General features: G+C 39.6%; 17 protein-coding genes and 1 other annotated feature. Of the genes, 13 read left to right on the forward strand and 4 right to left on the reverse strand.

Going from position 1 to position 14,289, the window contains the following annotated elements; all coding sequences use genetic code 11:
* Positions 1 to 34: 34 nt before the first annotated feature.
* Complete coding sequence (locus JCM14932_RS00690) at positions 35 to 2,590, reverse strand: YhgE/Pip domain-containing protein (protein ID WP_025023154.1); 2,556 nt, start codon at positions 2,588 to 2,590, stop codon at positions 35 to 37.
* Between the two features lie 156 nt (positions 2,591 to 2,746).
* On the opposite strand from JCM14932_RS00690, the gene JCM14932_RS14060 reads away from it, so the two are divergent.
* From JCM14932_RS14060 to rpoN, 3 genes are all read left to right on the forward strand, one after another.
* Entirely contained in the window at positions 2,747 to 3,190 is a 444-nt protein-coding gene (locus JCM14932_RS14060; protein WP_051528042.1) for a TetR/AcrR family transcriptional regulator, read from the forward strand.
* Positions 3,187 to 3,327: a hypothetical protein gene (locus tag JCM14932_RS16845; RefSeq protein ID WP_235700484.1), complete on the forward strand. Its 141-nt coding sequence runs from the start codon at positions 3,187 to 3,189 to the stop codon at positions 3,325 to 3,327. The genes JCM14932_RS14060 and JCM14932_RS16845 overlap by 4 nt, the downstream gene beginning before the upstream one ends.
* A 104-nt stretch (positions 3,328 to 3,431) precedes the next feature.
* Entirely contained in the window at positions 3,432 to 4,730 is a 1,299-nt protein-coding gene (gene rpoN, locus JCM14932_RS00700) for an RNA polymerase factor sigma-54 (protein ID WP_025023155.1), read from the forward strand.
* 25 nt (positions 4,731 to 4,755) lie between these two features.
* Here the strand turns inward: rpoN and JCM14932_RS00705 are convergent, their stop codons facing one another.
* The 3 genes from JCM14932_RS00705 to JCM14932_RS14065 are packed head-to-tail and all read right to left on the reverse strand — an operon-like array spanning position 4,756 to position 6,523.
* Positions 4,756 to 5,712: a LacI family DNA-binding transcriptional regulator gene (locus JCM14932_RS00705; protein ID WP_025023156.1), complete on the reverse strand. Its 957-nt coding sequence runs from the start codon at positions 5,710 to 5,712 to the stop codon at positions 4,756 to 4,758.
* Positions 5,713 to 5,715: 3 nt separating this feature from the next.
* Entirely contained in the window at positions 5,716 to 6,003 is a 288-nt protein-coding gene (locus JCM14932_RS16205) for an HAD family hydrolase (protein WP_081776075.1), read from the reverse strand.
* Entirely contained in the window at positions 5,954 to 6,523 is a 570-nt protein-coding gene (locus tag JCM14932_RS14065) for an HAD-IIB family hydrolase (protein WP_081776076.1), read from the reverse strand. The genes JCM14932_RS16205 and JCM14932_RS14065 overlap by 50 nt, the downstream gene beginning before the upstream one ends.
* Positions 6,524 to 6,681: 158 nt before the next feature.
* Between JCM14932_RS14065 and hisJ the strand changes: the two genes are divergently transcribed.
* The 10 genes from hisJ to hisE all read left to right on the forward strand — a co-directional run bounded on the left by hisJ (position 6,682) and on the right by hisE (position 14,280).
* A complete protein-coding gene (gene hisJ, locus JCM14932_RS00715; protein ID WP_025023157.1) occupies positions 6,682 to 7,518 on the forward strand; it encodes a histidinol-phosphatase HisJ in 837 nt (278 codons plus the stop codon).
* Positions 7,519 to 7,587: 69 nt separating this feature from the next.
* Positions 7,588 to 7,815: a binding site (T-box leader), on the forward strand.
* A gap of 57 nt (positions 7,816 to 7,872) precedes the next feature.
* The gene (locus JCM14932_RS00720) at positions 7,873 to 9,030 is read left to right on the forward strand and encodes an ATP phosphoribosyltransferase regulatory subunit (protein ID WP_025023158.1); all 1,158 of its coding nucleotides are present in this window, start codon (positions 7,873 to 7,875) and stop codon (positions 9,028 to 9,030) included.
* Positions 9,023 to 9,682 (forward strand): ATP phosphoribosyltransferase, encoded by a 660-nt coding sequence (gene hisG, locus JCM14932_RS00725; RefSeq protein ID WP_025023159.1) that lies wholly within the window; start codon positions 9,023 to 9,025, stop codon positions 9,680 to 9,682. The genes JCM14932_RS00720 and hisG overlap by 8 nt, the downstream gene beginning before the upstream one ends.
* On the forward strand, positions 9,679 to 10,962 hold the full coding sequence (hisD, locus tag JCM14932_RS00730; protein ID WP_025023160.1) for a histidinol dehydrogenase: 1,284 nt from the start codon (positions 9,679 to 9,681) through the stop codon (positions 10,960 to 10,962). Before hisG ends, hisD begins: the two co-directional genes overlap by 4 nt.
* Before the next feature lie 11 nt (positions 10,963 to 10,973).
* Complete coding sequence (hisB, locus tag JCM14932_RS00735; protein WP_025023161.1) at positions 10,974 to 11,558, forward strand: imidazoleglycerol-phosphate dehydratase HisB; 585 nt, start codon at positions 10,974 to 10,976, stop codon at positions 11,556 to 11,558.
* On the forward strand, positions 11,558 to 12,157 hold the full coding sequence (hisH, locus tag JCM14932_RS00740) for an imidazole glycerol phosphate synthase subunit HisH (protein WP_025023162.1): 600 nt from the start codon (positions 11,558 to 11,560) through the stop codon (positions 12,155 to 12,157). Before hisB ends, hisH begins: the two co-directional genes overlap by 1 nt.
* Positions 12,154 to 12,879: a 1-(5-phosphoribosyl)-5-[(5-phosphoribosylamino)methylideneamino]imidazole-4-carboxamide isomerase gene (gene hisA, locus JCM14932_RS00745; RefSeq protein WP_025023163.1), complete on the forward strand. Its 726-nt coding sequence runs from the start codon at positions 12,154 to 12,156 to the stop codon at positions 12,877 to 12,879. Before hisH ends, hisA begins: the two co-directional genes overlap by 4 nt.
* Positions 12,869 to 13,624, forward strand: a complete 756-nt coding sequence (hisF, locus tag JCM14932_RS00750) for an imidazole glycerol phosphate synthase subunit HisF (RefSeq protein WP_025023164.1) — start codon at positions 12,869 to 12,871, stop codon at positions 13,622 to 13,624. The genes hisA and hisF overlap by 11 nt, the downstream gene beginning before the upstream one ends.
* Positions 13,621 to 13,947 (forward strand): phosphoribosyl-AMP cyclohydrolase, encoded by a 327-nt coding sequence (hisI, locus tag JCM14932_RS00755; RefSeq protein ID WP_025023165.1) that lies wholly within the window; start codon positions 13,621 to 13,623, stop codon positions 13,945 to 13,947. The genes hisF and hisI overlap by 4 nt, the downstream gene beginning before the upstream one ends.
* Positions 13,948 to 14,280: a phosphoribosyl-ATP diphosphatase gene (gene hisE / locus JCM14932_RS00760; protein WP_025023166.1), complete on the forward strand. Its 333-nt coding sequence runs from the start codon at positions 13,948 to 13,950 to the stop codon at positions 14,278 to 14,280.
* Positions 14,281 to 14,289 lie beyond the last annotated feature (9 nt).

The following is a 14,289-nucleotide window of genomic DNA, read 5'->3' on the forward strand; positions in this document are numbered from 1 at the left end:
CTAAAAATCCCACAAAACTTGTGGGATTTTTTATTTACGTAAGGGAATTCTCAGCTGCTTCTTTGGTGAAGTCGATCTTGTTAATATGAGATCTGCGGCGTAAGAAGAAGAGAATACTCATGATTGAAAAGACTGTAGTGATACTCAACAAAATTATCATTTGTGATATAGCTGAATTGCCGATCATTAATGTTTCACGTAATCCAGAAACACTGTATGACATAGGTAACCAGGGATGAATTGCATTGAAGAAGCCGTTAGATAGTTGAATCGGATATGTTCCAGCTGAACCACCAAGTTGAAGTACCAGCAAGATCATACTGAAGAAGGCACCGACTTTGCCAAAGACTAGATTCAGCCAACCAACTATTGCCATGAAGACTAGTGCCGTACACAAGATCATACCGAATGTTGCGACGGGATGAATGGGTGCTAATCCATCGATAACACACAATAGACCGAAGACGATAATAGCCTCACATGTTGCGAAGACTAGTTGAACCGAAGCTTTGCTGAACCACCAGTTGAAGCCGTTACGAGGATACTTTCTTGGAGAGTAGGTATCAAACATCATATTGAAGGCGAGAGCCCCAACAAATAATGAAACTGACAACATATAAGGTGCCATGCCGGTTCCGTTGTTTGGCGCATCATCACGTTCTGTGTGCTTAGTTGTAGCAGGCTGGACAATTTGGTCGTAAGTTAATTTGCTGGGGTTTACTTTGGCTTTTTTAGCACCATTAGCTAATTGAGTGGCTAGTGTATTATCACCAGATGTTACTTGACTAATTCCGGTTCCCATTTGTGAAGAACCGGATGCTAGAGTATTTGCACCAGATGATATTTGTGTTGCTCCACTTGATAATTGCTTTGATCCTGAAGTTAGAGTTTGATTATTTGCGGTTAATTTGTGGAAGCCTGAATTCAGTTGACTGGCACCAGTATCTAGTTGTGAGATACCATTAGTTAAAGCTGGCATTTGGCTATTCATCGAACTAATTCCGTTAGTTAACGTATTTGCTCCGGTAGTCAGAGTGTTTGAGCTATCGGCTAATTGTTCAGTTCCGACAGAAACTTTGTTGGCACCGTTGGCTAATGCCGTTGAGTTATCAGTTAATTGTGAAATACCATTGTTTAGTTGATTCATTCCTGTAGCTGCTGTTCCAATATTGGTCGTTAATGCCGTAGCACCAGAACTTAACTGTCCGATGATAGTTGTCAGGTCTGAGTTTGTGGATAACTGTGATTGAATCGTGTTTAAATTGTCGACCGCAGTGTTTTGTGAGTCCAACATGTTACTTAGATCTTTGTTGAGTGTAGAAGCAGCCTGGGTGATACTTGCTGAATCATTGTCACTTACAGCAGCCAAGATTGCTGATTTTTGTTCAGAAGTTAATCCTTGCTGATCGGCAACATCAGAAACCTTGACTGTGAGGTCGTCATTATTATTATCAATACTTTTTTGTAGTGAAGCCAGGTCAGTCTGTAATGTGTCTGACTGACTGTTATTACTCAAGGCGGATTTCAAATTAGAAATCGATGAACTAAGTTTGGCCGTGTCTGATGAACTGTTAAGCCCGTCACTGACTCTTTGTAGTTGGGTGGATAATTGTGAACTGGCTGAATAGATCTGATTCATACCAGAATTGAGAGCGGTGGAGCTCTTGCTCAACTTATTACTGCCACTGGCCAATGAACTAGAACCGAAGTTCAATGACTTGGTAGACGAGTTCAAATTGTCGACACCGCTGGTATAGGATTTTATACCAGTGTTCAGATTAGATGAACCATTTGCTAATTGTCCAACACCATTGATGAGGTTCGACGAATTGTTGGATAGTTGCTCGACACCGCTGGTCAAATCATTATTGCCACTTTCAAGCTGGTCGACACCTTGAATATAATCGTTCAGACCTTGATTCAAACTATTAGTACCGTCAGAAAAAGTTAATGAACTGGCAGCCAATTGATTCAATCCATTTGTGATTGTTTTATTGGCTGTGGAAATCTTTTGGTCACCTTTGACGACTTTTGCACTGCCATTGGCGGCTGTTTTCATACCATTACCAATTTTCTTGATATCGGTAAACATAGTTTTTGAATAACTCTTGGTTATCTGCTGAGATACTTCTTGAGCAACTTGTTTGGCAGCTGTGGCGGTCATCTTTGAAGCAGTGTAATTGTGACCGGCACTGGTTTCGTATTTTAGAATCATCTTCTTAGGTTCTTTGTTCATCAAGGTCGTGGCATTTTTGGAAAAATTCTTAGGGATAGTAATTATCATGTAATACTTACCATTCTTCAAACCTTGATCAGCAGTCTTCTTATTGTTGATAATTTTGAAGTTCATCGCAGATGAATTCTTAAGATTATTAGTTAAATTGTGTCCAACCTCTAATTCAGAGTCTTGATATTTAACTGGTTCATCTTCATTGATCACTGCAACAGGAATTTTATTCAATTCCTGATATGGATTCCACATTGATTTTAGGAAGGTGACCGAATATATTGATGGTATGAACATGATGACGATTAACACTATTAATAAGAATCTGTGTTTGAGGATATATTTCCATTCAGCTTTTAACATAGCTTCACTCGCATCTCGTAAAAAGTATTATACTGTGAGTAAAGATAATACTCACTTGTGTAGAAAGAATAACTTCTTTGAAAGTTGATTACTACACTAAATCAGCCACATCTGAGTATTAATACACAGATACATTAGAAGTGAGGCGTAACATGAATGAGTACAGATCGTAGGGTTAGAAAGACAACGACAGCTTTGAAAGATGCATTTCGCGAGATGGCAAGGAATACAAGCTATCACGACATTACTATTCAAGCTTTGACGGAAAAAGCCAATGTTAATCGCAAGACATTTTATCTACACTATGATTCGATTGAAGACTTTGCGAATACTTTTGTTGACGAATTAGCCGATCAATTGATCAAAATAATTGTTATCAAACCGATGAACAAAACATTGTCGCAACCAGGGATTATTTTTGATAAAGTGTTTGACTTCTTCGAACAATCTCGAGAATTCTATACTTTTATGATTACTTCGGATGAATATAGCTTCTTGTCGCGGAAGGTTGAGTCAAAAGTATCGAAAAGTCTGGCTCAAGCAATCAGTGAATCATACCAAGTCAGTAAGCTGACGCCTATATCAGTTCTAGTTTTATGATTCGTAATACGATGATGTTATTTAGATTGCGGATCAATAGTGAGGTCGAGATGACTCGTGATGAATTCAAAGATCGTATCATTCGACTCGATAAATCTGGATTGCGGACTTTTTTGAATAAGAATAATAGTTTGTGAAATATTTAAATAATCAATTACAAAGCCACTGAAAAGCGCTATCATTAATTTTGAAGAATAATTCATAAAAGAATATTTTTAACCCGAAAGGAGGGCAATTTATTATGCAACTCGCACAAGGACAACAGTTAAGTCAGAGACAATCGCAAAAATTATCGCTAACTCAAGGGATGCGTCAGTCAATTCTGATGTTACAGTCAGATGCAATCGACCTAAGTGAATACTTAAAAGACATTAGTTTGGAAAATCCATTGTTTGATGTACATACAAGTCTGGACGTTCCATTCATGCAAGGTACTAGAGATAATCAATCGTATCAATTAAGAGATAATGACCAATCACTATTTGAATATTTGTTAGATCAGGTTCAACTAACGATGAGGAAGACGCCGTTACGTGACTTGGTGATTTATTTAGTTGAGCAACTTGACCCTAACGGATATTTGCCATTGACTGACAAAGAGATTTTGAAAGAATTAGATGTTGATAAGATCATGCTGCTTGATGCCAAGACATTGTTGCAACAACTCGACCCACCCGGGGTTGGAGCACATGATTTACGTGAGTGCTTGTTCCTACAGGCGCAAGCTGACTCGGAAGCACCAGAATATGCTGAAGAAATATTAGACAAGTACTTTGACTTGGTAGCCGCTCATGATTGGAAAAAACTCATGAAGAAGTTAGAGATCGACCAAGTAGCTTTGGACGATAACATCGATTACATCAAGTCCTTGTCAGGTGCCCCTGGTGAACGCTATAACGGTAGTGATCTGCAATATGTTGTTCCTGAATTGCAGGTTAAGAATAATGGTGGCAAATTGAGCTTGGCTGTCACTAGATATGGTCAACCACAATTGATTTTTGCGGAAGAGACTTATGACTTGTTATCGAAGACGGTTGATGAAGATGTCAAAAAATATATCAAGCAGAAGTATGATCAGTATCAGACTTTGGAATACAATTTGGAGCGCCGCATCAAGACCATTTCTATGATCGGTAAGGTTGTTGTGAATAAGCAATACAAGTTCTTTACGCAAGAGTCTGACAGTTTAGAGCCATTATTATTGCGTGATGTTGCTCAAAAATTACAATTGAGTGAGTCGACCGTTAGTCGTGCCATTAATGGTAAATATATTCAAACTGACTTTGGGTTATTTGCTTTGAAACACTTCTTCTCAAGACGTAGTAAGGTTGCAGCTGGTGTTGAGAGTCGGTCTGTCGATCAAGTTAAACAACAAATCAAGTCAATGATCGATAATGAAGATAAGCCATTAAGTGATCAGAAGATTTCTGATTTACTGAAAGAACAAGGTTCAGAAGTTGCTAGAAGAACAGTTGCTAAATATCGTGAACAATTAGAAATCCCAACTGCAAGCAAACGTAAGAATGATCAAATAGTTTAAAACTAAAAAATAAAAGAACATCGAATTAATTTTCGATGTTCTTTTGATTTCTAAAGATAAACTCTGATTCAACTGATAATTGTTTTATTTCATTGTTAATAGCTAACTCAAATGCTAGTTTACCAACTTCATGAAAGTGGTGATTGATAGTTGGAATATTGAGAAGTTTGCTGGATAGTTGATTTTCTTGACCAATCAGTTTTGGTACTGATAGTTTGTTGTCCAGGTAGAATTGTCTGACGCCAGCAGCAATGTCGTCACCATTTGTGAAGTATATGTCCGGTTCATACTCATTCTGATGGAATTGCTTTGCGGCATCGTATCCATCCTGATAGGTTGTAATATCGGTCTTTAATAGTCGCTCATCCGGCGTCGATCCGAATATTTTCTCGTATGATTTAAATGTCTTTTGCGCGGTGGCACTAACGCTGTAATCACGGTTCAGCAATATCCCAATTTTTTGGCTACCTTGTGATTTTATCCAATTGAAAGCTTCCATGTATGAATTCTCGCGACGAGTGTACGCTGCCGCAATGTTGAGATCACCAGGATTATGACAGATGACGATGGACCCGTATTGCTGATACTTCAATAATTCCTCTAACGGGATTACATGTGAAGTGAAGATGATGGCGTCGTATGCCTTACGTCGTAAACGATTAAGATAATCCATCTCTAGGTCAGCTTCGAATTTTGATGGTAACATGACGATTTTGTATCCTGCCGGGAAGGCAGCACTAATAATACCTTCGACCAATTGTGTGTAGTAGGGATGATCGGTGTGTGGCAGGACAACGCCGATATTATAAGTTTTACCATTACTGAGATCTCTAGCCACGTCGTTAGGAACATAGTCAAAATGGTTGATAACTTTTTGGATATCTTGTCTGGTCTTATCAGAAACATAATCGTGGTTATTGATCACTCGAGAAACAGTTGAAACCGAATAACCACTTATTTTGGCAATGTCGTGAATATTCATAAGTTACACCTCAATAAAATTTTGGATACCATAGGCCACACCATCGTCGACATTACTCTTTGTCATGTGGGTGGCATATTTTTTTACCTCATCCATAGCATTTGCCATAATAACGGCTGTGTCAACCATCTTTAACATGGGAATATCATTATGACCGTCACCAAAAGCTGCCATTTCAGACTTATCGAGTGAATTAATCTCCTGAATATATTGAATACCCCGTGATTTTTTGGCTTGATCACTAGTTATTTCTAAGATAATTATTTCCGGACTGTTGAATACTGACGCCAGATAAGTTCAATTTGTCCAAGGTCGTGATCAATTCATCTATTTGTGTTTTATCGGAGCCAATGAACATTATTTTAAAAATATCATCTTTGTTTGTATTTAAAAATTGTTGATAGTTAACAACTTGTGCATGTAGGCCAGTGATACTTGTTTCCAACTTGATACCAGCATCGATTTTGTCAGTATACCAGTTGTCAGCTGTATAGAGGCTCATGCTGACATTTGGTAATGTCAGTCTAATTTTGTTGACGATATTCTTAACGTTATTGATATCTAAAGAATGCACGGAAATCTTAATGATTGAGTCTTCATGACGCTTGTAGATTAGGCCACCATTAAAGGCGATCTGAGTACTAGTCAAGTTTAATTTGTCGATCGTATCGAACATTTCCATCGGTGCGCGTGCCGACACTAGTGTAAAAGGAATGTGAGAATTTTTGATTACTCTGATATTTTCATTACTGACGATACCTTGATTGTTGAGCAAGGTTCCATCCATATCAGAAAAAATGTGTTTGATCATGTTAACTCCTCTCGGAACTGTATTTTAATGGTTTATTTACTTTAATTATCCTACAAAGTTATCTTAAATTGTGAAACGCGTTCCACATCAAGCAAAAAAACCTTTTGTTTAATATTTTGTTTTGTGCTAAGTTTTAAACAAAAAATAGGGGTGATCGAATGCTTTTGGATGGACATACACATACTGAATTCTGCCAGCACGGAAGTGGTGAACCGGCAGAAAAGATGATTTTACGTGCGATTCAGTTAGGGATGAAGAAGTATTGTATTACGGAACATGCACCTTTACCAGCTGATTTTAAGAGTGTTTATGATGGCGATCCAGATGGGTTTGATACTGGGGCAATGGATTTGACCGACTTGCCGGATTACATGAAACAAATGCAACGACTGCAAAAAAAATACCAATCTGAGTTAGAAATTTCGATTGGCTTTGAAGTTGATTATCTAGAAGGATTCGAAGATTGGACCAGAGACTTCTTAGATGAGTATGGGCCACAGACACAGGAAAGTATCTTGTCGGTTCACTTCATGCAAGGCAAAGGACAAAAGCAATGGTGTATCGATTATGATACTGATGCGTATCAAGAAGGTTTTGTACAATTTTTAGATGATCCTCAACATGTTTTCAAACAATATTACGAGACAGTCAAGAAATCTGTGGAGGCTGATCTAGGTCAGTATCGTCCGCAGAGAATCGGTCATATGAGTCTAGTTAGAAAATTTCAGGATTACTTTGGTTTGGCTGAGGACTATGATGCTGAAAATATGAAGTTGATCACTGGGATACTTCAGGAGATCAAGCAGCAGAGTAGAGAATTGGATTTGAACTTGGCGGGATTATACAAACCGCTGTGCAATGACTTTTATCCAGGTAGACAGATTACTGAAGTGGCTAAAGAATTAGGAATTCCCTTGATTTATGGTTCTGATGCGCACGATATTGCCTCGGTCGGACACGGACAGCATCTGGTTGAATCTGCAAATTTAGCTTGACAGATTGACTCTCAGCTCCTATTATTAACATTAAATTAAATGATTATTAAAAACGCTAATTTTATTTTAATAATAGTGATGATTAGGAAAAGTAGTAATGACCGCTCCGAAAAGAGAGTCCTCTAAGCTGAGATCAGGATGGAAGTTATTTACGAACACACACCTATGAACTGTGGAGCTGAACTCAAGTAGCTTCACCGAGTGGATTCGTTATCCAAGTTGACTTAGCCAACATGAGGTCTGATTCGTAAGGGTCAGATAAAATGAGGTGGAACCACGTTTAATAGCGTCCTCTTAACAAATTTTTATTTGTTGAGAGGCGCTATTTTTTTATTCAAATAAGGGGGCGTAGAAATGAAAAATAATTTATTACCATTAGGGACACGCGATGAATTCGGAAGTCGTGCCAGTATCAAACAAAATATCGTAGCGGTGATTCAGCGACATTTTGAAGCACGCGGATTCTCAAGAATTTCTACACCATTATTAGAAAAAGAACAAGTCTTCGAACCATATCAATTGGGCAACTACCAAATGTATCGTTTCTTGGATCAGGATGGTGACACCTTAGTATTGCGGCCAGACTTAACCCTACCGATTGCCAGGTTCCTCAGTTCAACAAATATACCGTTACCACAAAAATTCTTTTATATTGGTGATATTTTTAGGATCAGTCGTCGACTATCAGGTTCGTATAACGAATCGACTCAAGCTGGGATTGAATTGATTGGCTATAAATCGATCAAAGCTGAATTGGAATGCTTGATGATCATTAATCAGCTGAGTGATGAACTATTAGATAGCTCAGTTGAAATCGAACTAGGATATGCCGATTTTGCTAGAGGGATTTTAAGATTGCTGACTGATGATACACAGCTGCAAGAAGAGATTTTGCAGGCTTTGTATGATAAAAAAATTCCTACATACGAATCCTTGATCAGCAAGTTTTCTAACAATGAGTTATTCGAATTTTTGAAGAGATGGCCGAGATTATTCGGTAAGCCAGATGTTATTTTTGAACAGTTAACGAAGTTCGATCTACCAGTCATGATTCAGGTTAAAATCGATGCTTTGAAAGAAATCATTGAGTGGATCAGTCAAACGATGCCAGAACAGAAGGTTTCATTAGACTTAAGCAGTCGGGCACCGCAAAAATATTACACCGGCTTGACGTTTCGTGGATTCTCCAAGGATGGTGCTGGATATCTTTTCAGTGGCGGTCGGTATGATAAGTTGTTAGCCAATTTTCAAGATCAGACTGAATCAGCTATCGGTATGGGCATCGATATTGACGTTATCGCTGACTTGGCATTACAAAAGAAAACAAAAAAGACTAAGACGATGATCTATTTCAATAATTCACAGTGGAATGAAGCAGAGAGAGTTTTAGCAAAGATTCCACACAGCGTTCTGTCACTGGCGGATACCAAAAAACAAGCGCAGTTAGAAGCAGAACAGGCAGATGCTAAGTTCTTGGATTTAACAGGGGGCAATGAAAATGATATTGAATGAGAACAGGATAAAAATTGCCCTGACTAAAGGACGGGTGGAAAAACAAGTTGTTCCACTTTTAGAAGAAGCAGGAATAAATTGTGATCAAATTAGAAACAAAAAACGTCGTTTGATCTTTGATTCAACGACACAACCATATGAATTCATTTTGGCTAAAGGACCAGATGTAACGACTTTTCTTGAACGAGGTGCAGCAGATATCGGCATTGTAGGTAGTGATATTTTGACTGAACATCAGAGTACACAATATGAGTTATTGGACTTAGATATCGGTAAGTGTCAGTTTGTCCTTGCTTCAACCGAAGCTTTCGATCCAGATGAACCGAGAAGAAAAATCATTGGAACAAAGTATCCTAATATCACAAAAAGGTATTTTGATAAGTTAGGTCAAGATGTTGAAATTATCAAAATCGAAGGTTCAGTCGAATTAGCACCTTTAACAGGGCTAGCTGATGCCATCGTAGATATCACTGAAACAGGTACGACGATTCGCGAAAACAATCTTAAAATATATGATTATTTAGATAAAGTCTCGACTCGTTTAGTAGTCAATCGGATGTCGCTCAAACAGCATCCCTCAGAAATCTATAACTTTGTGGATAACTTGAGTGCAGCAATTCAAATGAATAATGACAGGGAGATAGCGCAATGAAAATTTATAAAAAGAGTTTGTCAGAATTGAAGAATATCGTTCAAACCAAAACACGTCAACTGAATGACCCTCAGATTTCAAAAAGTGTCAGTGAAATCATTGAGAATGTAATTGAAAATGGCGACCAAGCTGTCAAAGAATATGAGAAGAAGTTTGATAATGTGGATATCGAAAATTTCAAATTGCCACAGTCTGTGATCGACGAAGCTTATGATAACCTCGCTGGTGATGTCAAAGATGCCCTGTTGTTGGCCAAGAAGAATATCACTAGTTTCCACGAAAAAGAGAAGGAAACAGGCTTCATTGATGCCGAACAACCCGGAGTTCTACGTGGACAAAAGTTATTGCCGCTACAAAAGGTCGGATTGTACGTTCCAGGCGGGACAGCTGCCTATCCATCTACTATTCTGATGAGTGCGTTGCCAGCCAAGATTGCCGGTGTCGAACAAGTCGTAATCGTGACACCTCCGCAAAAGGATGGTATCAATCCTGCTGTTCTCGCTGCCGCCAAGATTGCTGGTGTAGATTCCATCTATCAGGTGGGTGGAGCACAAGCTATTGCAGCTTTAGCATTTGGAACCGAATCAATTCCACGTGTGGATAAGATCGTTGGACCGGGTAATATCTTCGTTGCGACAGCTAAGAAACAAGTCTTTGGTCAAGTGGCTATCGATATGGTCGCGGGTCCTTCTGAAATTGGTATCATCGCGGATGACTCAGCTGATCCCAAACAATTAGCTGCTGATCTATTATCACAAGCTGAGCACGACAAGTTGGCACGTCCCATCTTAGTTACCGACAGTGAGAAGCTAGCACAAGCCGTTAGTGAAAATGTTGATGTGCAGTTAAAGACATTACCACGTGAAGAGATTGCAACAGAATCGGTCAATAATAAAGGCTTCATTGCAGTAGTTGAGAAGATCGATGACATGTTCGATCTGATGAACACAGTTGCTCCAGAGCACTTGGAGATTCAAGTTGAAAATCCGACACAGTATTTGAATCAGATTAGAAATGCCGGTTCAGTTTTCTTAGGTAAGTATGCTAGCGAGCCACTTGGAGATTATGTTGCCGGTCCCAATCACATTTTGCCAACTGGCGGAACGGCACGATTCTCATCACCACTCGGAGTCTATGACTTCGTTAAGCGTACTTCGTTCATTCAATACACTAAGCCAGCACTCGAAAAAGAAGCTAAGGCAATCACGACACTTGCTCGAGTTGAAGGACTAGAAGGACACGCCAGAGCTATTGAATCACGTTTTAACAAATACTATTAAGGGGCAAGATTATGAGAGCAGCGACAATTGAACGCAAAACGAAAGAAACACAGATCAAGATCAGCTTGGATCTTGATAATCAATCAGAAATAAAAATTGATACCGGAATTGGTTTCTTGAATCATATGCTGAATCTCTTTGCTAAGCACGGCAGATTCGGGTTGATCGTTGAAGCTCACGGTGATCTGGATGTTGATCCGCACCACACGACTGAAGACACCGGTATCGTTCTTGGCGAATGTTTCAAACAAGCGTTAGGGGGCAAAGTGGGGATTGAACGTTATGGCACACAATTCGTACCAATGGATGAAACTCTGGGGCAAGTCAGTGTTGATCTATCTGGACGTTCGTATTTGGTTTTTGATGCTGAATTAACTAATCCTCGACTCGGCGGATTAGATACTGAGACCGTTGAAGATTTCTTTCAAGCTTTTGCTTTTGCGGCTGAAATGAATCTCCATGCTAGGATCCTATACGGTCGAAATACTCACCACAAGGTTGAGAGTTTGTTCAAAGCCTTAGGTCGTTCAATGCGTGAAGCTGTGACGATCAATCCGGAGATCAAAGGTGTCAATTCAACGAAAGGTGTGATTTGATGTTTGCCATTGTTGACTATGATACAGGGAACACTCGTAATCTCATCAAAGCACTAGATTACTTAAAGATTGAAAACAAATTAACTGATGATCCTAATGAAATTATTAATGCAGACGCAGTCATCCTTCCGGGAGTAGGAGCCTTTGCCGCTGCAATGGCAGAATTACAAAAACGTGACCTGGTTAATGTTCTTAAACAAGTTGCCGCCAATAAGACACCGATGCTTGGTATCTGTCTGGGTATGCAATTGTTATTCGACAGTAGTGAAGAATATGGCAAGCACACCGGTCTGGGACTGATAAATGGTAACGTCAAAGCAATTCCAGCAGATGTCAAAGTTCCGCAAATGGGCTGGAATCAGAATCGCATTTTGCGTAATGGTCCGTTTAATATTATTGATCAGCAGTTTACATACTTTGTTCATTCATATTATGCCGATTGTCCACAAGAAACCGTTGTTGCCGGGGTTGATTATGGAACCTTTATTCCTAGCATTGTGCAGAATGACAATGTTTACGGGATGCAATTTCACCCGGAGAAAAGTGGAAAAGTTGGACTTGAGTTATTAGAAAAATTTCAGGGAGTGGTGGAAGCATGATTTTTCCAGCAATTGATTTACATAACGGTCAGAGCGTTCGTTTATTCAAAGGAGATTATCAAAAAGTTACTTTGATCAACAAAAATCCTGTGCAACAGGCCAAAGATATTATTGCTGCTGGGGTTAGACAGTTACACTTAGTCGATTTGGATGGTGCTAAGTCAGGTCAACCGAAGAATTTTGAAGTTATCAAAGCTATTCGTGAGAGCTTTTCAGGATTCTTAGAATTAGGCGGCGGAATCAGTGATTATCAAACTGCTAAGGATTATTTGGAACTAGGCATCGACCGCATCATCATTGGTTCAGCCGCCATCGAAGAACCACAGTTTGTTAAGGACTTGTTGAAGGAATACGGTGGCGAGCGCATTGTTATCGGTGTCGATGGTAACAATGGCAAAGTTGCAGTCAATGGTTGGATCGACCAATCAAATATTACTATGGAAGACTTGATCAAAGTTATGGTCGATAATGGCGCCAAGCACTTCATCGTAACCGATGTTTCGCGTGATGGAACGATGACAGGTCCTAATCTCGACTTACTGTGGAAATTAAAGCAAGATATGCCGCAAGTTAATCTAGTTGCCAGTGGTGGTATTCGTGACTTGCGTGACTTACACCATCTCAAAGCCTTTGGACTAGTTGATGTCATTATTGGCAAGGCTTTGTATGAAGGTACGATCACATTAGAACAGATTGCTGAGGTGGAGAAAAATGTTAGCTAAACGAATTATTCCCTGTCTTGATGTGGACGACGGGCGAGTTAAAAAAGGTGTCAACTTCGTCAATCTGACTGACGTTGGTGATCCGGTAGAAATCGCCGCTGAATATCAAAAACAAGGTGCTGATGAATTAGTCTTCTTAGATATTACTGCCACAAATGAACAGCGCAAAACGATGGCGGATGTGGTTGAACAAGTGTCGTCGCAAGTCTTCATGCCTTTAACGATTGGCGGAGGTGTCAGCAGTGTTGCGGATATTCAGCGTTTGTTAAAAGCTGGCGCTGATAAAGTAGCTATTAATTCAGCTGCTGTGAATAATCCAGAACTTATCACACAAGGCGCTGAAAAATTTGGTAATCAGTGTATCGTCGTTGCCATTGATGTTAAAAAGAATCCTCAAGGAGAATACATCGTTTATATCCATGGTGGAAAAATGGCAACAGAATTGAATGCAATCGATTGGGCGAAACAAGCTGTTGAAGCTGGCGCTGGAGAATTGTTGATAACGAGTATGGATGCCGATGGTACTATGCAAGGGTTCGATATTGAACTGTATCAAAAAATCAATCAGGTAGTAAATGTACCGATCATCGCATCAGGCGGTGCTGGCAAAGTAGAGGATTTTACGGAAGTCTTCAAGCGGGCTGATGTGGATGGAGCATTAGCGGCTTCGGTTTTTCACTTTGGTGAATTGACTGTCAACGACGTCAAAGCTGCTGCCAAAAAAGAAGGTGTCGTTGTCAGATGAAAAATGAATTAGAACCTGATTTTTCAAAAGGATTACTGACCACCGTTGTAACTGACAGTCAGACCAAAGAGGTCTTGATGGTAGCTTGGATGAATGAAGAAAGTTATCGCCGAACGCTTGAGAGTGGTCAGACTTGGTTCTGGTCTCGTTCCAGGCAAGAACTTTGGCACAAAGGGGCAACTAGCGGCAATCTGCAAGATGTTGTTGAGATGACTCTAGACTGTGACTTAGACACCTTATTGGTATCAGTAATTCCGCATGGTCCAGCTTGTCACACCGGACATCAATCGTGCTTCTTTAATCCGGTATTAGGAGGAAAATAAATGCAAAACTTAGATGAATTATATGAAATGGTCAAACAGCGTAAAGAGAATCCTAAGGAAGGTTCTTATACTGATTACTTATTCTCAAAGGGATTGGATAAGATCCTCAAAAAAGTCGGTGAAGAATCAACTGAAGTTGTAGTAGCCGCTAAGAATCCTGACAAACCACGTGGTGATGGTGAGTTGGTTTATGAGTCAGCCGATTTGCTGTATCACCTGTGTGTTTTGTGGGTCGAACAAGGAGTGACCTTTGACCAGATCAAGACAGAACTCGCCAAACGTGAAGGCTTGATGAGTGAATACAAAGATAGACCAGAAATCAAAGACTTATAGTCGGAGGCC

Source organism: Companilactobacillus nodensis DSM 19682 = JCM 14932 = NBRC 107160 (assembly GCF_000615905.1).
Lineage (GTDB): Bacteria > Bacillota > Bacilli > Lactobacillales > Lactobacillaceae > Companilactobacillus > Companilactobacillus nodensis.